The sequence below is a fragment of the Novosphingobium sp. ZN18A2 genome (assembly GCF_036784765.1).
Lineage (GTDB): Bacteria > Pseudomonadota > Alphaproteobacteria > Sphingomonadales > Sphingomonadaceae > Novosphingobium.
In genome coordinates this window covers 1,709,955-1,730,224 of record NZ_CP136651.1, presented here as the reverse complement: position 1 = coordinate 1,730,224, position 20,270 = coordinate 1,709,955, and the positions used below count along the sequence as shown (strand labels likewise).

General features: G+C 63.9%; 17 protein-coding genes. 1 reads left to right on the top strand and 16 read right to left on the bottom strand.

What is annotated here, in order from left to right; all coding sequences use genetic code 11:
• Positions 1-28 precede the first annotated feature (28 nt).
• The 8 genes from RXV95_RS08380 to RXV95_RS08345 form a co-directional block, all read right to left on the bottom strand.
• Entirely contained in the window at positions 29-811 is a 783-nt protein-coding gene (locus RXV95_RS08380; protein ID WP_338465599.1) for an SDR family oxidoreductase, read from the bottom strand.
• A gap of 13 nt (positions 812-824) precedes the next feature.
• Positions 825-2,030: an acyl-CoA dehydrogenase family protein gene (locus RXV95_RS08375; protein ID WP_338465598.1), complete on the bottom strand. Its 1,206-nt coding sequence runs from the start codon at positions 2,028-2,030 to the stop codon at positions 825-827.
• The gene (locus tag RXV95_RS08370) at positions 2,027-3,124 is read right to left on the bottom strand and encodes an acyl-CoA dehydrogenase family protein (RefSeq protein WP_338465597.1); all 1,098 of its coding nucleotides are present in this window, start codon (positions 3,122-3,124) and stop codon (positions 2,027-2,029) included. Before RXV95_RS08370 ends, RXV95_RS08375 begins: the two co-directional genes overlap by 4 nt.
• 134 nt (positions 3,125-3,258) lie before the next feature.
• A complete protein-coding gene (locus tag RXV95_RS08365; protein WP_338465596.1) occupies positions 3,259-4,842 on the bottom strand; it encodes a DHA2 family efflux MFS transporter permease subunit in 1,584 nt (527 codons plus the stop codon).
• Positions 4,826-5,902: an HlyD family secretion protein gene (locus RXV95_RS08360; RefSeq protein ID WP_338465595.1), complete on the bottom strand. Its 1,077-nt coding sequence runs from the start codon at positions 5,900-5,902 to the stop codon at positions 4,826-4,828. The genes RXV95_RS08365 and RXV95_RS08360 overlap by 17 nt, the downstream gene beginning before the upstream one ends.
• The gene (locus tag RXV95_RS08355; RefSeq protein ID WP_338465594.1) at positions 5,895-6,341 is read right to left on the bottom strand and encodes a MarR family transcriptional regulator; all 447 of its coding nucleotides are present in this window, start codon (positions 6,339-6,341) and stop codon (positions 5,895-5,897) included. The genes RXV95_RS08360 and RXV95_RS08355 overlap by 8 nt, the downstream gene beginning before the upstream one ends.
• Positions 6,342-6,415: 74 nt before the next feature.
• Positions 6,416-7,582, bottom strand: coding sequence for an L-lactate dehydrogenase (locus RXV95_RS08350; protein WP_338465593.1), 1,167 nt, complete (start codon positions 7,580-7,582; stop codon positions 6,416-6,418).
• Positions 7,582-9,132, bottom strand: a complete 1,551-nt coding sequence (locus RXV95_RS08345; RefSeq protein ID WP_338465592.1) for an acetolactate synthase large subunit — start codon at positions 9,130-9,132, stop codon at positions 7,582-7,584. Before RXV95_RS08345 ends, RXV95_RS08350 begins: the two co-directional genes overlap by 1 nt.
• Before the next feature lie 210 nt (positions 9,133-9,342).
• Between RXV95_RS08345 and RXV95_RS08340 the strand changes: the two genes are divergently transcribed.
• Positions 9,343-10,872: a hypothetical protein gene (locus tag RXV95_RS08340; protein WP_338465591.1), complete on the top strand. Its 1,530-nt coding sequence runs from the start codon at positions 9,343-9,345 to the stop codon at positions 10,870-10,872.
• Between the two features lie 4 nt (positions 10,873-10,876).
• Here RXV95_RS08340 and RXV95_RS08335 read toward each other — a convergent pair whose 3' ends face one another.
• The 8 genes from RXV95_RS08335 to RXV95_RS08300 all read right to left on the bottom strand — a co-directional run bounded on the left by RXV95_RS08335 (position 10,877) and on the right by RXV95_RS08300 (position 20,168).
• Positions 10,877-12,283 (bottom strand): efflux transporter outer membrane subunit, encoded by a 1,407-nt coding sequence (locus tag RXV95_RS08335; RefSeq protein ID WP_338465590.1) that lies wholly within the window; start codon positions 12,281-12,283, stop codon positions 10,877-10,879.
• Positions 12,280-13,164: an efflux RND transporter periplasmic adaptor subunit gene (locus RXV95_RS08330; protein ID WP_338465589.1), complete on the bottom strand. Its 885-nt coding sequence runs from the start codon at positions 13,162-13,164 to the stop codon at positions 12,280-12,282. The genes RXV95_RS08335 and RXV95_RS08330 overlap by 4 nt, the downstream gene beginning before the upstream one ends.
• Positions 13,161-13,376: a DUF1656 domain-containing protein gene (locus RXV95_RS08325; protein ID WP_338465588.1), complete on the bottom strand. Its 216-nt coding sequence runs from the start codon at positions 13,374-13,376 to the stop codon at positions 13,161-13,163. Before RXV95_RS08325 ends, RXV95_RS08330 begins: the two co-directional genes overlap by 4 nt.
• Positions 13,373-15,412: an FUSC family protein gene (locus tag RXV95_RS08320; protein ID WP_338465587.1), complete on the bottom strand. Its 2,040-nt coding sequence runs from the start codon at positions 15,410-15,412 to the stop codon at positions 13,373-13,375. Before RXV95_RS08320 ends, RXV95_RS08325 begins: the two co-directional genes overlap by 4 nt.
• Complete coding sequence (locus RXV95_RS08315; protein ID WP_338465586.1) at positions 15,409-15,858, bottom strand: MarR family transcriptional regulator; 450 nt, start codon at positions 15,856-15,858, stop codon at positions 15,409-15,411. The genes RXV95_RS08320 and RXV95_RS08315 overlap by 4 nt, the downstream gene beginning before the upstream one ends.
• Positions 15,859-15,987: 129 nt before the next feature.
• A complete protein-coding gene (locus RXV95_RS08310) occupies positions 15,988-17,976 on the bottom strand; it encodes a M1 family metallopeptidase (RefSeq protein WP_338465585.1) in 1,989 nt (662 codons plus the stop codon).
• A 198-nt stretch (positions 17,977-18,174) separates the two neighbouring features.
• Entirely contained in the window at positions 18,175-19,107 is a 933-nt protein-coding gene (locus tag RXV95_RS08305; RefSeq protein ID WP_338468533.1) for a formylglycine-generating enzyme family protein, read from the bottom strand.
• Positions 19,108-19,205: 98 nt separating this feature from the next.
• Positions 19,206-20,168 carry a VacJ family lipoprotein gene (locus RXV95_RS08300; protein WP_338465584.1) on the bottom strand — a complete coding sequence of 321 codons (963 nt, stop codon included), beginning with the start codon at positions 20,166-20,168 and terminating at the stop codon, positions 19,206-19,208.
• Positions 20,169-20,270: the final 102 nt, after the last annotated feature.

The window sequence follows — 20,270 nt, the reverse complement described above, 5'->3', positions numbered from 1 at the left end:
GGTCCGCCCCTCCAGGGAACTTGCGCGATCAGCGCGGCGCCATGCGGATCGCGCCATCAAGGCGGATGCACTGGCCGTTGAAATAGGTGTTACGCGCCAGTTCCATTGCCAGCGACGCGAATTCCTCTGGTTTGCCCAACCGCTTGGGGAACGGGACCGAGGCATTGAGGCTTGCCAGAACGTTGTCCGGCAGGCGCCCCAGAAGCGGCGTGTGGAAAATGCCGGGCATGATCGAGTTCACCCGGATTCCAAGATCCGAAAGATCGCGCGCCATCGGCAGGACGAGCCCGTTGACGCCCGCCTTGGCCGATCCGTAAGTCACCTGCCCGATCTGCCCGTCCTGCGCGGCGACCGATGCGGTAAGCGTGATGCAACCGCGCTCGCCGTCTTCCATGGGTTCAAGATCGGACATGCCCAGCGCCGAAATCGAGGCGATGCGATAGCTGGCGACGAGGATGCCCTGCACGCCGAATTCGTAATCCTCGGTGGACAGGCGCTTCAGCTTGCCCGCTTCCTTGTCCCAAGCGAGCGTCTTGCCGCGGCGGCTGGTCATCGCGCAGTGCACGGTCACGCGTTCCTGCCCGTGGGCCGCACGCGCCTTTTCAAACCCGGCGACAACCGATTCCTCGCTGGTTATATCGACATTGCAGAACACGCCGCCGATCGCCTTGGCGACCTCCTCGCCCAGTTCCTGGTTGATGTCGAAGATCGCGACTTTCGCGCCGGCCGCCGCCAGCGCCTCCGCCGTCGCCCGGCCAAGGCCCGAGGCACCACCGGTAACGACCGCTGCAATATTCTTGTCGATTTTCATTTTCTTGTGCTCCTCAAGCGGGAATCTGGTTGAATGGAACACCCTTGTCGGGCCGGTGATCCTGCGGCAGGCCAAGGATCTTTTCGGCAATGGTGTTGAGCAAGACTTCGTCCGACCCGCCGGCGATCCGTCCGGTCGGCGCGTTGAGCCAGCTTGTGCCCCAGTCTTCCTTGACGAACGCGTGGGGATCGAACGCGAAGGCTTCATTGCCCTGCAAGTCCAGGCCGAGTTCCGACAGCTTCTGCCGGCTACGCACCGCGACCAGCTTTTGCAGCGATCCTTCCGGCCCTGGCTGCATACCCGCCTGCATCATCAGCATCGCGCGGCGGGTGATGGAATCGAGCCCTGCCCGCATCGCATGGTTGCGCGCGATGGCGGACCGGATGCGGCCATCCTCGATCGCCGGCCTGCCGTTCAGGTCAATGTCTTGCGCGGTTTCCACGAACAGGTCGAGGTGCGGGCCGAACCCGGCGCTGTCGGTCGCGACATAGCGTTCGATCATCAGCGTTGTCAGCGCAACGCCGAAACCGCCGCCAACCGGGCTCATCCGCTGCGAATCTTCCAGCCGCACGTCGTCGAAGAACACTTCGTTGACGTGACTGTCACCACCGGCGAGCTTGATCGGGCGGACTTCGACGCCGGGCGCCTTCATATCCACCCAGAAGTAGGTCAGCCCCTTGTGCTTCGGCACGGTGGGATCGGTGCGAACCACGATCACGCCATAATCGCAATACTGCGCCCAGCTGGTCCACACCTTCTGTCCGCTCATTCGCCAGCCATTGCCGTCCGTCTCGGCGCGGGTGCGCAGCGCGGCAAGGTCTGACCCGCCCGAGGGTTCCGAGAAGAGCTGGCACCAGATCTCCTCCCCCTTCAACGCCGCTATCACGCGCTCCTTCATCCACGGCTTGTCTTCGCAGAAGCGGATGAGGATCGGCACCGGCATGCCCAGCGAGATGCCGAAATAGACGTTCGGCATCCCGAACTGCATTTCCTCGCCGTCGAACGTGATCTTTTCCAGGTGGCCGAGCCCCTGCCCGCCGACTTCGACCGGCCAGTTGATGCCGGTGTAGCCCGCATCGTACTTGGCGCGCTGATAGCGGCGGCCAAGCGCCAGGTCTTCTTCCACCGAAAGCCCGCGCCGCGCGTCGCGGCCGAATTCCGGCGCGACCGATTCCAGCCATTTGCGGGCCTTGTCGCGATAGGCGTCGAGGTCGCTCATGCCGCGTCTCCCTTCAAGAGTTCATCCACCAGCCAGTCTTCCCAGAACAGCGTGTTGCCCTGCTCGATCGCAAGGCTGCGCGCGCGGCGCATGTGGAGGTGCAGGCCCGTTTCCCATGTCACGCCGATGCCGCCGTGAATCTGGATACAGTCGCGCGCGGCCGTGTCGTATGCCTCGGTTGCCGAAAGACGCGCGTCGGCGGCGGCGACCGCGAAACCCGGCTGCCCTTCCTGTGCGGCTGCATGGATGCAATTGGCCCGCGCGATCTCCACCAGCCCGTAAAGCTCTGCGATGCGGTGCTTGATTGACTGGAACGCGCCGATCGGCTGGCCGAAGGCCTTGCGCTCGTTCGCGTAATCGCGCGCGATGAACAGCAGGGCTTCCGCGCCGCCGACCTGTTCGTGCGCGGTGACGACCGCCATGCGCGCCAGCACATCGCGCGCCAGCACCAGTGCATCATCGCCTTGTGCCAGAAGCTGCGCGGGCGTTTTGTCAAACACCAGATCGGCATAGAGACGCGCGTTGTCGAAGCTGCTGACAGGCTCCCGCTTCGCCTCCGCAAGCGCGACCGCCACTAACGCCGGGCGCCCGCCCAGCGATGCCCAGACAACGGCCATGTCCGCTTTCAGGCCGCCCGGCACCGCCGGCTTCCTTCCGGTCAGCATCATCCCGTCGAATGTAATGGCGGGCTTTGGCGGTAGTGGGGAACTACCCTCTGCAAATGCGACGCATCCGGTGGCGTCGCCGCTGGCAAGGCGGGGCAACCAATCGCTCTTTGCCGAATCGTCTGACCCGTGGAGGATCGCCATCGCGGCACCGTAGGACGTGTTCAGGAAAGGAGCCCCCGCCGTTGCCGCGCCGGTGGCTTGCGCAACCAGCCCCAGTTCGACCAGCGACAGGTTAAGCCCGCCATAGGCTTCGGGCAGGGCGAGCGCAGTCCAGCCCTGCTCGATAGCGGTATTCCAGAAAGTCTCGTCAAATTCGCCGACCTGCTCAAGCAGGCCAAGCAGACGCGCCTTGTCGGTCCGCGCATCGAGCACGCGGCGCGATTCGGTCGCAATCGCCTGTTGTCCTTCGTCGTAGAGTATCGACACCCTCGCCTCCGCTTGTGTTGGCCGGACGCATTGATTCCATTCCGGCCGCTATTTAATCGGTTGATTAAACATCGCGCGCAAACGCGCAACCCGCAAGGTGCGAAAAATGCGCGGTGCGCGACAAAAATTCCGCGTCAGTGCCCGGCAGCATCCGCCGCAGCAGCCGAGGGCGGCCCTGCGGGCATGGTATTGCGCTTCAACAGATAGAGGAACGGAATAGCGGCAAAGCACAGGACCGACATCATCAGGAAATCATCCAGATAGGCGAGCATCGCCGCCTGCTTGTTCACCATTCCGTTCATGACCTGCATCACCGCGTCGCTTGCCTCGCCATAGGCGGTGATGCGGTCAAGCGCGAAGGGCATCTGCGGAATGCGCAATGCCGATCCGACTTCGGCGTGATTCAGCTGGATGTTGCGCGCCAGAAGCACACTGCAAATCGTGATGCCGACCGACGATCCGACGTTGCGGAACAGGTTATTGAGCGCGGATGCGTCGGCCCGAAACTTGGAAGGCAGCGTCGCGAATGCAAGCAGGGTCAGCGGAATGAAGGTGAAGCTCAACCCCACGCCCTGGATCAGGCCGGTCATGAAAATCGGCTCCATCGGCATGTCCGGCGACCAGCGCGACATAAGCCATAGCGACCAACCGGCAAGGCCAAGGCCAAGTGTCAGCGCGAATCGTGGGTCCAGCCTAGTAATCTGCTTGTTGAACAGGGTGACGGATATCAGCATCCCGATGCCGCGCGGTGCCAGCAGCCACCCCGCGTCGACCGCCGGATAACCGTAAATCGTCTGCAACAGGCCCGGCAGAAGCGCCAGGACCGCCATCATCACCATGCCGACAAGGAAGAACAGGAACAGGCTTCCAACGAAATTCCGGTCGAAGAACAGTTCGCGCGGGAAGAGCGGATTCCTGGCGGTCACGAAGTGAACCATCATCATCCAAAAAGAACAGGCTGCCACGACCGCATAGATCACGATTTCACCGGAATCGAACCAGTCCTTTGTCGATCCGCGATCGAGCATCAATTGCAGGCTTGAAAGGGCGACCGCGATAAGAACCCAGCCGGTGATATCGATCTTGCGATGCCGCCGTTCCGTATTGGGAAGAAGCAGCAAAAGGCCGAATACCGCAAGGATACCGATCGGCACATTGATGAAGAACACCCAGCGCCAGGTGTAATTCTCGGTAATCCAGCCACCCAGGACCGGGCCGGCGATCGGGCCGAGCATAACGCCCTGCGTGTAAATCGCCATTTGCCGCGGACGTTCCTCCGGCGTGCTGGTATCGAGCATGATCGTTTGCGCGACAGGTGACAGAAAAGCACCTGCAAGGCCCTGAAGCACGCGGAACAGCACCATCTGGTTCAGGCTCTGCGCTACGCCGCACAACGCCGATGCCGCCGTGAACAGGACGACCGAAAAAATCAGGACACGCTTGATCCCGAACGTATCGACCAGCCAGCCCGACAGCGGCAAGGTGACGGCAGAAGCGAGCACATAGCTGGTCAGCACCCAGGTGACAGTTTCCTGGGTCGCGCCAAGCGAGGATTCCATGTGTGGCAGCGCGACGTTGGCAATCGTCGTGTCAAGCATCTGCATGATCATCGCGGCCATCACGAAGACGATCAGCAGACCGCGGTTTTCAACTTCCAGCGGCGGCTTTTCCGATTCCTGCGGACCGTGGCCGGGCGCCGCTTCAGTCCTTGCCGACATCGACGGAGACTTCCGCGCTGAGCCCGGCGATCAGGGGATGTTCGGGCTTTTCGTCGATTGCGATGCGCACCGGCACACGCTGGGTGATCTTCACCCAGTTCCCGGTCGCATTCTGCGCCGGAAGCACCGAAAACTCTGAACCCGTGCCGATACCGATGCTTTCCACGTGTCCGGAAAGCTTCATTCCCGGATAGGCATCGAACCTGACTTCGGCCTTCTGGCCCGGCTTCATGCGATCGAGCTGTGTTTCCTTGAAATTGGCATCGACCCGCGCGCTACCGGACTTCATGATGGAAACCATCGGCACGCCGGGAAAAACCATCGATCCGACCAGCACCTTGCCCGTCTGGCTGACGCGACCGCTTGCCGGGGCGCGAACCACCGTGCGCGACAGGTCCAGTTCCGCTTTCGAACGGGCAGCGCGCGCGGCGGCGACTTCGGGATTGACGCCGGGCACTTGCGCGCCGGTGGCCAGTTGCGCCTGTGCCTTGGCGACGTCTGCCTGGATAGAGGCGATATGGTCCCGCGCCGCGGCAACCGCGTGTTCGGCGGCGTCCATCCTTGCGCGCGTGTTGAAGCCGCGCTCCATCAATTCCTTCTCGCGCCTGTAATTCGCCTGGGCCAATGCAAGATCGTTGCGCGCACCGGCCAGGTCTGCGGCGTTGGCGCCGACATCGGCCCGAAGCGCGGTAATCCGGGCCTGTGCCTGCGCAATCTGGGCATCGGCCTGATTGATCGCCACGCGATAGGGATCGGGATCGATCGTGAAAAGCACGTCACCCTTTTTCACCATCTGGTTTTCGGTGACGTTCACCGAAACGATCTTGCCGGTCACTTCGCCCGCGACGGAGACGATATCCCCCTTCACATAGGCGTTATCGGTGGATTCGGTGCCGGTACTTCCGAACCACCACCACGCCACGCCGCCGACAATAAGCAACGGCACAAGCAGCATCACCACCATCCGGGCGCGGCCCTGGTGCTTGCGATGGATCTGCGATGGCGCCTTCGCGTCCGCCACAGCGCCTTCCTCGGCGTTGAACGGATCGGCCTCAGCCATGGGCCACCTGCGTTTCGACAATCTGCTCACAAAGATTGGAGCGCACGCGTTCAAGCATTTCCAGCAGTTTCTCGTGTTCGGCGTCGTCAAATCCGGTGAGCGCGTCGCGCATCACCTCTTCGGCACAATCGCGCAATTGCCCGAGCAGGGGCTGTGCCTCTTCGCAAAGGTAGAGCCGCCAGGCGCGGCGATCTGTCGGATCGGGCCGGCGTTCCACCATGCCGGCCTTTTCAAGCCGGTCGATCATCCGTCCGACCGTGATCGCCTCAACCTCGAGCCGGTCGGCCAGCGTGCCCTGGTTTATGCCGGGCGTCCGGTCGAGATGGACGAGCACGCGCCATTGCGGCCCGGTTACCCCGAAATTACGCGCAACCGCATCGAACCGCTTGCGAAGCAGCCGGCCGACGTCGGTCGATAGAAAGGCTATATTGTTGCGCACAACCTGCGCGGATATAAACCATGCTTACTATAGTCAAGCCGGTTAAATCACCCCGTCGATGCGCCCGATACGGATCATTCGTGAAGCAATGCGTCGCGCCCAACGTCACGCGCACGCGGCATTCCGGTCAGCCCCAGCGCGATCCGCATGTCCTGCTTCATCAGGGCCAGATAGCGTGTCAGGCCCGCTTCGCCCTGCGCCGCGATGGAAAGTACCCAAGGACGGCCGATCATCGCGGCCCTGGCGCCCAATGCCAGCGCGCGAACAAGATCCTGCCCGGTACGCACGCCGCCATCGACGATCAGCGTCGTTTCGCCGCCCACCGCATCGGCAATACGCGGAAGCATCGCGGCGGTCGAGGCGACGCCGTCAAGCTGGCGGCCACCGTGGTTGGAAACGACCATTCCATCGGCACCGGCACCGATCGCCCGGCGCGCGTCGTCGACATCGAGGATGCCTTTCAGCACCAGGTTGCCCGGCCACATCTTGCGCAGCCATTCGATGTCCTTCCACGTAACCGAAGGATCGAATTGCGAGCCTGTCCAGTGAAGGTAGTCACGCGGGTTGTTCGATTGCTTCACATAACGGGCAAGGTTGCCGAAGCCATGCGGCCTGCCCATCACGCCGACATCCCATGCCCAGCGCGGATGAAGCATGAAATCGACCGGCCCGCTGCGGAACCGGCCCCACGGGCCAAGTCCCCCCATCATCCCGTTGCGGATATCGCGATACCGCGTTCCCAGAACGGCAAGGTCGATCGTGAAGACCAGCGTTTCCACCCCGCCTTCGCGCGCCCGATCGAGTATCTCCTGCACGATCCCGCGGTCCTTCAGCATGTAAAGCTGGAACCAGAACGGCTTGTCGGACACGCGGGCAACCTCGTCCATCGGGCAGATCCCCACGGTGGACAGGCAGAACGGTATTCCGGCCGCGTCCGCCGCGCGCTTCGCCTGGACTTCGCCCCGACGGCGCGTCATCCCGCCCATGCCGATGGGGGCAAGCACCATCGGCAAGTCCAGTTCCCTGCCGAACAGATCCACCGAGGTGTCCAGGTTCGAAGCGTCGCGCAACACCTTCTGGTTCAGCTTCACCGCTTCCCAGTCTGCCGTATTGCGCGCCAGAGTAACTTCTGCGCCCGATCCCCCGTCTATATAATCGAACAGGAAGCGCGGCAGGCGCCGCTCCGCCATTCGCCGGAAGTCCGAAAACGTCGCCGGCAAAAGGTTGAGCGACCGCCCCATCAGATCATGGCTTCGATCAGGCGCGGCCCCCTGTGGGCCAACGCATCGGCCAGCGCCTTGCGGAATTCGCCCACCGTCGTCGCGCGCACGGCAGGCACGCCCATCCCTTCGGAGATGGCGCACCAGTCAAGCGCAGGATTGCGAAGGTCCAGCATCGAAAGCGCCTTCGGTCCCGGGTTCTGCACGCCGACGCGCATCAGTTCGATGTTGAGGATGGCATACGACCCGTTGTTGAGGATCACCGTGGTCACATCCAGCTTTTCGCGCGCCATGGTCCACAGCGCCTGGGGCGTATACATCCCCCCGCCGTCCGCCTGAAGCGCCAGCACCTTGCGATCGGGACAGGCAACCGCCGCGCCGACGGCCAGAGGAAGCCCCTGCCCGATCGCACCGCCGGTCAGCATCAGCCAGTCGTGCCGCTTGGCACCCGCCGTCATGCCGAAGATCGCCAGACCCGCCGTTGCGCCCTCATCGGAAACAATCGCATCTTCGGGGATCATGCCGCCAAGCAGCGAGCCAACCCCGGCGGGCGAGAGCTTGTCTTCATCGTTCGCCGGGAAACTTGCCACCGGCTGCACCTTTGCCGGCTCGGCCGGGGCATCCAGCGCGGCGGCCAGCCCTGTCAGCGCATCAAGCGCATTTTCCCTCAGCGATGCGAGCCGCACCAGCGTCGCCCCCTCCGGCGAAAGCCAGCTTGGCTTTCCGGGATAGGCGAAGAAGGAAACGGGCGGTTCGCATCCGCAGAAAACGATGGTCTCAAGCCCGGCAAGGAATTCCTGCGCCTGCTCACCAAAATAGGGAAGCCGTTCCACCGGCACGCGCCCCGCCCCGCGCTGGAGACGGGCGGCAAAGGTTTCGCAGATGATCCGCGCGCCGGTTGCGGCGGCGATACGCCCCGCCTGTAGAAGCGCATCTTCGCGCAGGGCGCGGCCGCCCAGGAAAAGCGCCTTCGGACCGTCCGCGTTGCGCAATGCCTCGGCCGCCGCTTCAATCGCGGCGGCAGGCGCTTTCGGCGCATCGGCAGCCAATGGCGCGGCGACGGTTGCGGAACCTTCGGTCCAGGCGTGGTCCGCCGGGACGACGACCGTGGCAATCTTGCCCGGATAGGTCTGCGCCACCCGGAACGCTTCCGCGCCCGCCTGCGCAAGGTCGCGCTCGGACTTCGAAACGCGCACCCAGTCGGACATCGGGCGGGCCACGCCGGCCGCGTCGGATGTCAGCGGCGCGTCATAGTGCAGGTGATAGGTGGCGTGGTCGCCGACCATGTTGATGACCGGCGATGCGGCACGACGCGCGTTGTGAAGGTTGGCAAGCCCGTTGCCCAGCCCCGGCCCAAGGTGAAGCAGGGTAACTGCCGGTTTGTCCGCCATGCGGCCGTATCCATCGGCTGCACCGGTGACCACGCCTTCGAACAACCCCAGGATCGCGCGCATTCCGTCCTGTTTGTCGATCGCGCCGACAAGCTGCATTTCAGACGTGCCGGGGTTGGCGAAGCACACCTCCACTCCGCTTGCCTTCAACGTGCCGATAAACGCTTCCGCGCCGTTCATTCGTGCCTCCCCTTCGCATCATTCTGCCGCGCTTTGCGCGTGACCATACCCGAAAATTTACGGCAGGCGATCCCCATTTGCCGGCAATCGCAAACGACCGGCAGACACTCCCACCCGCAGGAGAAGACTCCCCCGCCAGGTGCCGCCATGCGCCGCAATTGTTTAACCCGGCGCGCTAACGGCTGATAAACCATTCGAGGCTAGTCTCCGTTGACCACGATTGTCGGAGGGTATCGCGTGGACAGCATCACCATCGACGGCAAGGACGAGCAGGATTTTCGGTATCTCATCGAAGATATGCTCCGTCAGGGCCGGATCGATGAGGCCATCGAAAAGCTGCGCGCGTTGCTTGCGCCCTATGCTGGCGCCGGCGGAATTCTTCCCGCGCGCTTCCTTGAGGTTACCCCTGCCGACGTGGAGTTTGCGGGGTGGAACCGGCTTGCCGATCGCGTGCGCGACCATGACCGGCCCAGCCATCCGATTTCCGCCATTGGCGTTGCGCTGGCCGATGCGCGCGACCTGGGCGGTCCCGGCCCTTCGAACGGAAGGCTCGCCCCGTTCATCAAGACATTCTATTTCAGCGATTCCGCCTATCCGTTTTCCGAAGCCACGCGCGAGGAACTGCTGGATGGATATTCGCGCGACGGTTTCGAATGGCAGGGCGATTACCAGGCAACGGACGTCACGCTTTCGATCAAGGGACTGGACGATGTCTATGGCCCGATCATCGAACTGGAAGACCGCCTGTTCAACGAGGTCGCCCCGAACGAAGAGGAAATCCGCGCGGGAACGATCGGCGCCTGCTATATCGCGGCGATCATCCACAAGGCCCTGCGCGATACGGTCCACGCAAAGGGCCTGCCACGGCCGCTGTGCGTCATCGCTGCCTGCGACGGCGTCTATCCGTTCTTCGACGCACCCGTTTCGGGAAGCGACGAATACAAGCCAGATCCGCAAGCCGAGGAAATTCCCGCCGACGTGTGGCCTAACGAACTGGACGGCGCGACCGGTGGTGAAAACGCGGAAATGGTCGAGGTGCTTGCGGGCGAAGCCAGCATGCTCGATCTCGTCTCACGCAAGGGAACCAAGAAGCCGGTTATCGTTCTGGACGAGGAAGACGCGCGCGAGGCGGCCCGGTTCACCGAAATGGCCTCTGCCCAGCGCCTGGATGTCGATAGCGCCTCTGTCCAGCACGGCGTTCTGGAAGGCGTTTCCGCCCCGGCAATGGGTGAAGCCGCGTTCCCAGGCGTTCCGCTCAGCCGCGATACGCTTGCCGACAGCGGCGAGCCACCTGTTGCGTTCGATAACCCGGCTCCTGTCGATCCCGCGTCTTTCGACCCGGCCCCATTCAACAACGCACCGCCCTTGCCACAGCCTTCGTTTGCGGACATTCCCCCGGCGCCGGACGCGGAGCCGCGCGACACCCCACTGACCGGCGGCGATGATGGCCTGCCCGGCGACCCGGCCCCCGTTTCGGCGGAACCGCAGGCGTGGCCACAATCGGACATTTCCGACCCGCCCGAAGTGCACGAGGCGCCCGAAGCGATCTCGGCATCGGATGCAGGCGAAGGCCAGCAATCCTGGCAGGAACCGGAACCGGACGAGCAACCGGCAGCAGAGCCGGTCCGCCACAGTTTGCGCGCCCGCGTGGAAATGGCGCAACCCGACTATTCGCAGACCCTGGGCGAGAAGATTTCCGCCTACCTTTACCGGCTGCGGCGCAAGCTCTTCCGCCGCTAAAGCCCTATTGCCAGCCGCCACCCAGCGCCATGAACACGGCGATCTGGTCATCGGCAACGGTTGCCTGCGCGGCGGCATAGCTCGCCTGTGCGTTGGCCAGTGACCGCTGCGCATCCAGCAGCGACAGGAAATCGCCGCGCCCGAACCGGAACAGCTTGCCCGCCTGCGAAGCCGAAAGGGCCGCGCTGTCGCGTGCTTTTGCCAGGTCGGCCGCAGTCTCGCGATCGCGCGCATAGGTTTCCAGCGCGGTTTCGGTCTGGCGCAGGGCTTCGATAACGGTGCTGTTGAACTTCGCCAGATCGGCATCCACTTGCGCTCCGGCTTCGTCGATGCGCGCGCGGACGACCGGCCGGTTGGGGAAACTCCAGCTCAGCAGCGGCCCCAGGCTGAACCCGAATGACGAAGGGCTGCCCGCATCGCCCAGCGGGCCGGAAAGCCCGACCGAACCGCCGAAGCTGATTTGCGGGTAAAGATCCGCCGTCTCTACTCCGATGCGAGCGGTATCGGCGGCGATCGTGCGCTCTGCCTCGCGTATATCGGGACGCCGACGGATCAGCCCGGCGCCATCGCCCACCGGCATCGGGCGGGAAAGGTCGGGCAGCGTCGCACAGCTTTCCACCGCCTTCGGATAGTCAGCGGGCGCGCGGCCGAGCAGAGCGCCCAGCAGGTAAAGCGCCGCCTTGCGCTTTGCGACAAGGCCCGGCAGCGAAGCCCTGCTTGTATCGACCGCTGCCTGTGCCCGGCTGACATCGAAAGCGGTACCTCTTCCCGCACGCTGCAATCGCTGCGTTGCGTCCAGCGTCTCTTGCTGGAGCTTCACCACCTTTTGCAGGACGGAAAGCCGGTAATTCGCGGCGCAGGTGTCTGCATAAGCCTTGGCCGTGGCGGCGGCCACGTTCACCCGCACTGCGTCGCGCGCGGCGGCCACCGCTTCGCGGTCCGCCATGCTCGCTTCGATGGCACGCCTGATCTTGCCGTGCAGATCAAGCGAATAGCTGGCGCCAAGCCCCAGGTCATAGGAAACGGTTCCCGGCAGGTCCGCGCCCGTTCCCGATGGTCTTGCGAGGCTTGCCCCGCCGGTGACGCTGGTCGCGATATCCCGCCCCGCCGCCGTTTCGCGCACCACGGCATCGGCGCGGCGCAAGTTAGCGTCCGCCACGCGCAAGTCGGCGTTGGCCGCAAGTGCCTGTTCCACCAGCGAGTCCAGCCTAGGATCGTCGTAAAGTTTCCACCAGCGATCGGGCAACGGCGCCTGCGCGAAATCCGGCCCGTCGGCCGATGCGAAGGTTCCCGTCGCGGCGGGCGCGGTCGAAACCCCGTTGGCAGGCGGACGATAATCCGGACCCGCCGTTGCGCATCCCGCAAGCAACAGGAAAAGGCCGCAAGCCAGCAATTTACCGCGCACGATCATTGGTCCCGCTTTTCACTGTCATGCTCTATCGTGACGGTTGCGGTCCGGCCCGCGATCAGGCGCACACCCTTGGGCACGCTGGTCAGCTTCACCCGCACCGGAATGCGCTGGGCAAGCCGCACCCAGCTGAACGTGGGATCGACATTGGGCAGCAAGTTGCCGGAATTGCTGCGCGTGGTATCGTTAATCCCGGCCGAGATGCTTTCCACCCGTCCTTCAAGCGGGCGGGATTCCCCCATCAGGTGCACCGTAACCGGCTCTCCCACATGGATCATCGGCAGCTTTGTTTCCTCGAAATAGCCTTCGACGCGGATGCTGTCCCGGTCGAGCAAGGCCATCGCCTGCTGGCCCGCCCCCACGTAATCGCCCGGATGCAGGTCCAGGTTGGTGACGGTGCCGTTCACCGATGCCTTCACCTGAGTCCGCGCGAGGTTGAGCCTTGCGCTGGCCAGCGCCGCCTGAGCCTCGGACAGCGCGGCCTCTGCCGTTGCCACTTTCGCGACGTTCTGTTCGTGCGCCTCTGTGGCGACAAGATCGCCCAGCGCAAGGTCGCGGTGCGATTCCCGCCGGGCCTGCGCCAGCGTGGCCGCCGCGCTCGACACGGTAGCCTGCGCCTGGCGCACGGCCAGCGAATAGCGCGGCTTGTCGATAACGAACAGCAGGTCGCCCGCATGAACGGCCTGGTTGTCGTGAACGTCCACTTCCGTAACCAGCCCGCCGATATCGGGCGTCACCCTGACGACATCGGCGCGCAACCGGCCGTCGCGTGTCCACGGGCTCCGCTCATAATGGTTCCAGAGCCAGATCGCGACCAGCGCCGCCGCGATGACAATGACGATCGTGGCCGCGCTGCGACCGAGGAAGGAGAGGATGTTTTTCATTGGTGAATGCCGAAATACGGGGAGGCCCAGGAAATCAGCCCGAGCACGAGGATGAAAAGGCACAGATCGACAAGCGCGCGATAAGCGACGAAGCGATAGAGCCCCAACAGGTTGAAGATGCGCACAAGCCCCATCGTGACGACCGCCGCCAGCACGGCGAACACAAGAAGCGTGGGGACATAGATGCCATGGAAAGCCACTTCGCCGTTCATGCCGCTACCTCCGGCGCGCTGGCCTCAGGGAAAAGATTCCGGCGCAAGCTGACAAGAGCGAGCGCGGCCGAACGGCGATCTCGCTGCGCGGCATGATCCGAAAAGGTGTGCAGCGCGCCGTCGATCTCTTCCAGCAAGCCCGGATCGGCCGGGCCGGGGTGACGCGGGTCGAGCGACCGGTAATACCCGCCCACCCCGCGCAGAACCTCGGTCAGCGGCGCCGTTTCGCTTGCCGGAAGATCATAGCGCAACTGGCGCAGCTCACCGATGGCCACGCCGGTGCGTAAATCGCGCAGGGCATCGTAAAGCGGCGCACCGGGCGCGCGTCCGGTAAGCGCGAGCCGTGGTGCCAGCAGGGCAATGCGGTCCAGCATGCGCGCCATCCATGCGCGCACATCGGGCTGGATGTTCAGGTTGCTGCGTTCGGCAATATCGGTCCACCCGGCGCGCACGGTCCGGACGATTGCCCCTTCCACGCCGGCCGACTGGAGCAGGCGCGCCATGACGATGGCAAACGCCAGTCCCACCAGTTCCGCAATCGCACCGTTGGCAAATGCGGCGAATGCGCTGGTATAGTGGTCGGCAAGGAGCAAGGGACTGCCCAGGCCCAGGAGGACCGGCATGGCAAGCGAGGTCCAGCGCGGCGAATACATCATCGCGCCGAGCGCCAGAAGCGGAGGAGCCAGCACCGCCGCAAGCTGAACGAACCCGTCAAGCCGCGGCATGATCGCATAACCATAGATCGCACCCAGCGTTGTCGCGAAGAGCGTACCCAGGAAGAATGCCTTCAGCGGAACGAGAGGATTGTCGGCAGCGGCAAACAGCGCAAGGAACACGCCAGCCAGCATCACCGCCGTTGCTCCATCGTTCCACCCGCTCCAGATCCACAACGCTGACCCCAGAACCATAGTCAGGAACGCACCCAGCGCGCCGCGAAACGCACCTGCATAATCGCGGTGAAGTTCGCGATCCGCGCGACCGGCAAGCAATTCGGCAACGCGGGGCGTAACAGGCCTGCGATTCATCGTGCCGAGTTGGACCGCAAGGTCGCGGCAGTCGCGATGCGCGGCGACCAGCGTTCCCAACCGGGCGACAAGGCTGAGCACGATCAGGTCGTGCCAGTTGCTTTGCGCATCGACCCTCGGTTCCAGTGCCGCGCAACGATCGAGCAAGGCGGCAGCGCCGGAGCGCCAATCGTCGCCGCCCGATGCAGCCAGCCAGCCCTGCACGTCGGCCAGCAGGGTCTGCACGGCTGGCGGAACGCCGCCTTCCTGCCGCAAGGTTACGATGCGATCCGAAACCGCCGCGCCAAGCGGCATCAGCAAGGACAGTTGGTCCTGCAACGCGCGAACCGTGCGCACGCGCGGTGCAAGGCGGCTGATGTCGAACGGCAAGTGGATGGAAAGCTGGTGCAACTCTGTAATGTCGAGCGCCAGGCGCCGACGTTCATCCTCCAAGGCATCGTCCGGATCGAGCGCAAGCGAATCGCGCGACCATCGCTCTGCATCTTCCAGGATCACCGCCACGCGGCCCAGCAGGAATTCCGAAACCGAGCCGGGGAAGATCACGCCGTGGACAAGCGTTCCACACACGATGCCCAGCGTGATTTCCTGAACGCGAAGGCTTGCCACCGTGAAAATCGCGTCCGGCGTGTCCAGGCTTGGAATGGCGATAAGGACGGCGCTGTAACCGGCAAGGACGAACATATAGGCCCTTGGCGTGCGGTCGAGCAGCGATACGAACACGCAAAGCCCCAGCCACAGGCCGATTGCAAGGCTCAGCAGTTCGGGGCTGTTCACCAGCACGGGCACCATGGCCACCGCCGCGATGGCGCCAACGAATGTCCCGATCACGCGGAACATCGCCTTGGAAAGCACTGCCCCCGCCAGCGGCTGGGCCACGATATAGGCGGTTAGAAACGCCCAGTAAGGCCGCTGCAGGCCGATCGAGAACGCGATGTAGAGCGCCAGCATCGCCGCCGCATAGGCCTTGAGCGAAAACAGCGCCGCATCGATGCCGAAATGGCGGCCAATCACCGGCCGAGCCCTTCCGAGATACGGCTGGCCATCGTTTCAAGCAGGCGAACCGCGAGGCGCAGTTCGCTGTCGTCGAAACCGGCAAGCAACCGCGCCCGTTCGGCTGCCAGGCATTCGTCTATGCGGCCTGCCAGGTCGGCACCCTGCGCGGTAAGACGCAGGCGATTGGCGCGGCGGTCATCATCGTCCGCCACACGGACGATCAACCCGGCCCGTTCAATTTGCTGGAGCGTGCGGACCAGAGACGGTTCGGCGATGCCGATAGCGCGCGCCAGGTCGCCCTGCCGCGTGTCGGGGCCAAGGCGGTCAAGATAAGCGATTGCCCGCGCCGCCGATTCCGAAACGCCCAGCGATGCCAGCGCCCTGTCCGCCAGTTGGCGCCACGCGCGCGCAACGGGCGCCATGCGCATAGTGAGCGAGCGTTCAATCTGTCGGCGCGAGTCCATGCGCTATATTTAGCGTGCTAACTAATGATCTGCAACCGTCTTGCAGACGCATGCGCCTGCCGGGCGGCCGAACCGGCCTGCCGGGTTGCCCCGGTGAAGGTTTCACCGCGGGCAGCCCGGCAGGGAATTTCAGGCTCCGGCCGCTTTCAGGGTGTTGTTCGCGCGGTCCTTGTCGGGAAGCTTATGATCAGGATCGACCGTTGCGGCGGTCACCGTCTTGCCCGGGGCGACCATGACGCTTGTCGTCACGTTCTTGATCCAGCTTTCGACCGGCAGGCGATAATCGCTGTGCGTGCCGTCAGCAAAGTCGACGCGCAGCGTGGCGGGCATAACCAGCTTGTCATGGCTTCCCACGACGATCTTCGTGCCCTTGGCCGCGTCTCCGTCAACCGGGGCGATTGAATCCACCCCAAGGTCCAGCGTCCAGTTGTGCGCATACCAGCCCCGCCACCACCAGCTGAGGTCTTCGCCCGCCCCGCTTTCCATCGCACGGAAGAAATCGGCGGGCTGCGGATGCTTGTAAGCCCATTTGGCGATGAAGCGGCGGAACGCGGGATCGAACCGGTCCGGTCCCAGGATCTGTTCGCGCAGCAGGACCAGCCCCAGCGCCGATTTGAAATAGGTGACGGGGTGGCGATACTTTTCGGTTATGGAATCGGCGCGCGTCAGGATCGCCGGTGCCTTTGGATCTTCCATTACCGGCAGGATCTCGTCCACCGGATTACCGCCGCCCGGCGCATATTCCGGATCGCGCTTGGGCGCATATTCGCCGTGGTTGAAATCGTCCGATTCATAAACGTCGATGAAGGTGTTGAAGCCTTCGTCCATCCACGCATTGCGACGCTCGTCAAAGCCCACGATCATCGGGAAATAGCTGTGGCCGATTTCGTGCGCGGTGATCCAGAACAGGCCCTTGCCCTTGTCCTTGATCCCGTCGAACAGGATGCCCGGATATTCCATGCCGCTGGCCGGGCCGGCAACGTTGATCGCGGCGGGCCAGGGATAGGGATACCAGCGCTTCGAATAGTTCTCCAGCGAGTCCTTCAGGTATTCGGTCGAGCGACCCCACGCGCCCTTCCCCGCACTTTCCGCCGGATAGAACGACATCGCCAGCGAGGCCTTGCCGCCGGGCAGGTTGATGCGCGCCGCGTCCCACGCAAACGTCTTCGAGGCGCTGAACGCCACGTCGCGCGTATCGTCCATGTGGAAGTGCCACGTAAGCGTTCCGTCGTGCCGCGGGCGCGTGGCGGGGTCGCCAATCTCGCCCGGCGCGCGGATCATCACGGTCGCATCGCTGGTACGCGCCTTGGCGAGCCGCGATTGCTGCCGCGCGGTGAGCACGTCCTGCGGGTTCACCAGTTCGCCCGATCCGGCGACGAGCATGTCACTCGGCACGGTCACGTAATAATCGAAGTCCCCGTATTCGAGGTAGAACTCCTGCGCGAGGTAGGGCAGCGTATCCCAGCCGCGCACGTCGTCGTAAACCGCCATGCGCGGATACCACTGGGCCAGATCGTAGATCGGGCCGTCCTTGGCCTTGCCCCAGGCCATGCGCCCTCCCCATTCACCGGGAATGGCGAAATGCCAGGAAATGCGCAGCCGCGTTTTCGCGCCATGCCCGGCAAGCTCTTCCGGCAAGGTCACGCGCAGGCGCGTATCGCTGACAAGGAACGGCGCGGACACGAACTTGCCGCCATGTTCGATCTCGACCTTGTCGAGGACGAAACCGTCGGTGGATGCAGGGCGCGGCCAGCCACCTGCAAAAGTTCCCCGGCTGTCCTTCCTGTAAAGGTTCTGGTCCAGTTGCAGCCACAGGTTGGCCAACTGGTCCGGGCTGTTGTTGGTATAGGTGATAACCTCTTCACCCGTCAGCGAAGGCGCCTTCGCATCCGGATCGAGCGTGGCGTGAATCTGGTAATTCGCGCGGTTTTGCCAGTAATCCGGCCCCGGCAGTCCGTTGGAGGAACGATAGACGTTCACCGCCTGGTGCATGTCGAACGGAGCGAAGGCCGACTGGGGATCGTACTGCGCCAGGGCCGGGCGCGCACCAAGCACACAGGCGGATGCAAGCGCGATCCGCGCAAGACCCGCGCGCGAAGGGGTAAGCGAAAATGGCATCTTGATTGCGACCTTCCCTGTTTTTCAGCCCTGTTCCGGGCACTGTTCACGGCCCGCTGCGGCGCAGTTCACCCGGTAACCAGACGCGGCACGACCGGTTCGATATGATGTTGGTTAAGACGTGTTGCTGCACTGCGCAATCGCACGCGCAAAAATCTTCGCGTGAACAAGCAATTGAGAGAACAGGCGGTCGAGACGTCAACCCCGCACCGCGCAGCGAAAGCCGATGTGCGTGGTGGACGTATCGATCATTTCGGGGTGGCGCGCGGCGGGACGATAGCGCTGGCAATAGTTCTCGGCGCACAAGTGCGATCCGCCCTTCAGCACCTTGCGCCCGATATGCACGCCGGGCTGGCGCGCATCGTAGCTGTCCTTCAACTGGCCGCCACGCGGGTTGGAAACCGTGCAGCACGCACCGCCCGACTTCTTCGCCGGATCGGTATTGGCGCCGTGATCGCTCCACCAGTCGGCGGTCCATTCCCATGTGTTGGCGATCATGTCGTAAAGCCCATAGCCATTGGGCGCGAAGCTCTTGACCGGAGAAGTGCGTTCCCACCCGTCAAGGCACTGGTTGGCGAAGGGGAACAGGCCCTGCCAATAGTTCGCCATCATCTCTCCGCCGGGCGCAAGCTCATCTCCCCAGGCATATTCCCTGCCTTCCAGCCCGCCGCGCGCCGCATATTCGTATTCGGCCTCTGTCGGCAGGGCCTTGCCCGCCCACTTGGCGTAGGCATCGGCATCGGTCCACGCGACGTGGACCACCGGATGATCCCACAGGTCCAGTTCGTCGAGCGATGAATCCGGCCCCAGCGGGTGCCGCCAGTCAGCGCCGAACTCAAAATGCCACCAGTTGCCCGGATTGCCCATGTCCACCGGTCCGCGCGTCTTTCGGAAAACCAGCGATCCGGCCTTGTCCATGCCGGGCAGCATGCCGGGATAATCCTTCGGATCGGGCGGGATCTCGGCAAAGGTGACGTAACCCGTCGCCTCCACGAAGCGCGCGAACTGGCGGTTGGTAACCGGCGTCTCGTCGATCAGAAACGGGTCCACCTTCACGCGCCGCAGCGGCGCTTCCTCAGGGTAGAACGCTTCCGATCCCATCGTGAACGTACCGCCGGGTATGGCGACCATTCCTTCGCGAAGTTCTGCAACTGTCATGGCCACTCAATGCCAAGCCGCGCGCGGCAATGCCACTTCAAAAACCGTCACCGCGGCAATCCGGGTTGCCTTCAATCGCCCGCTGATGCGCAATCGCCACCCGGCACGAACGATGAAACCAACGTCCCGCCGTCAGTATCGGCACCGGCGCCGGTCCGCCCGCGCTTTCGGTGCGAGGGGTGTTTCAACGCATCGATTTCAGCCTTTCGCTGAGCAAGATAGAGCGCGCGCTCCGTCGCATAGGGATGGTCGGTCGCGCGTATGCACTTAAATTTCGCATCCAGTCGCACCCGTTCGTCAAGCGACTTCACCACGCCTGTCGACACCGCATAGGTGGGGTTGCGGAACGTGCCGCCCGCGGACAACGGCAAGATCATCTTGTCCGCCATCAGACCCGCAAGGTCGCGAACCGTCGTAGAACCGAGCAACGGCAGATAGAGGTATGGCCCCGGACCGACGCCATAGAAACCCAGGGTGTCCGCGAAGCCGTTGGGCCGATAGCGCAGGTGAAACGGCTTGCGCTTTGCAACATCGACAAGGCCGGCCACGCCGATTGTGGTGTTGATCGCAAACCGTCCGAGCGTCTCCACCGCCTTGCCCGGTTTGCCCTGCAACAGGAAGTTCAGGAAAACCACCGGCTCATGCAGGTTCTGCAGCACGTTGTGCAAACCATCGCGGACCACGTGGGGCACGACGTGTTTGTAGGCAATGGCCGCAGGCTTCACCACCGCATCGTCAACCGCTTGGACGGTATGGTAGGATTCCTCGTTCGCTTGCATAAGCGGATCGCCGGGCGGCGCGGGTTCGTGCGCCACGACGGTTATCGGCGCGGCCCCCGCATCGTTGCTGCCCGCATCCTCTCCCGCATCGCCCAGTGTCGCGTTCGCCTGTCCGGGGGCCGGAGTGCCGCTTTCGCCGCCAAGGTCGATCGTCGTTGCGGGCGCGTAAACCGGCGCGGCCGCAATCAACGCATCGGGCAGCGACTGCGCCACTGCGGGAGACTGGACGGCCAGGACGGCGGCTGGAAGCAGCATGTCAGTCTTCCCGCACCGCGGCGCGCATTGCACGAACCGGCCGGTTTTGTATTCCGCGCGATTGCAATAACCTGGTGCGCATGCGACTCCTCAAGATGGCAT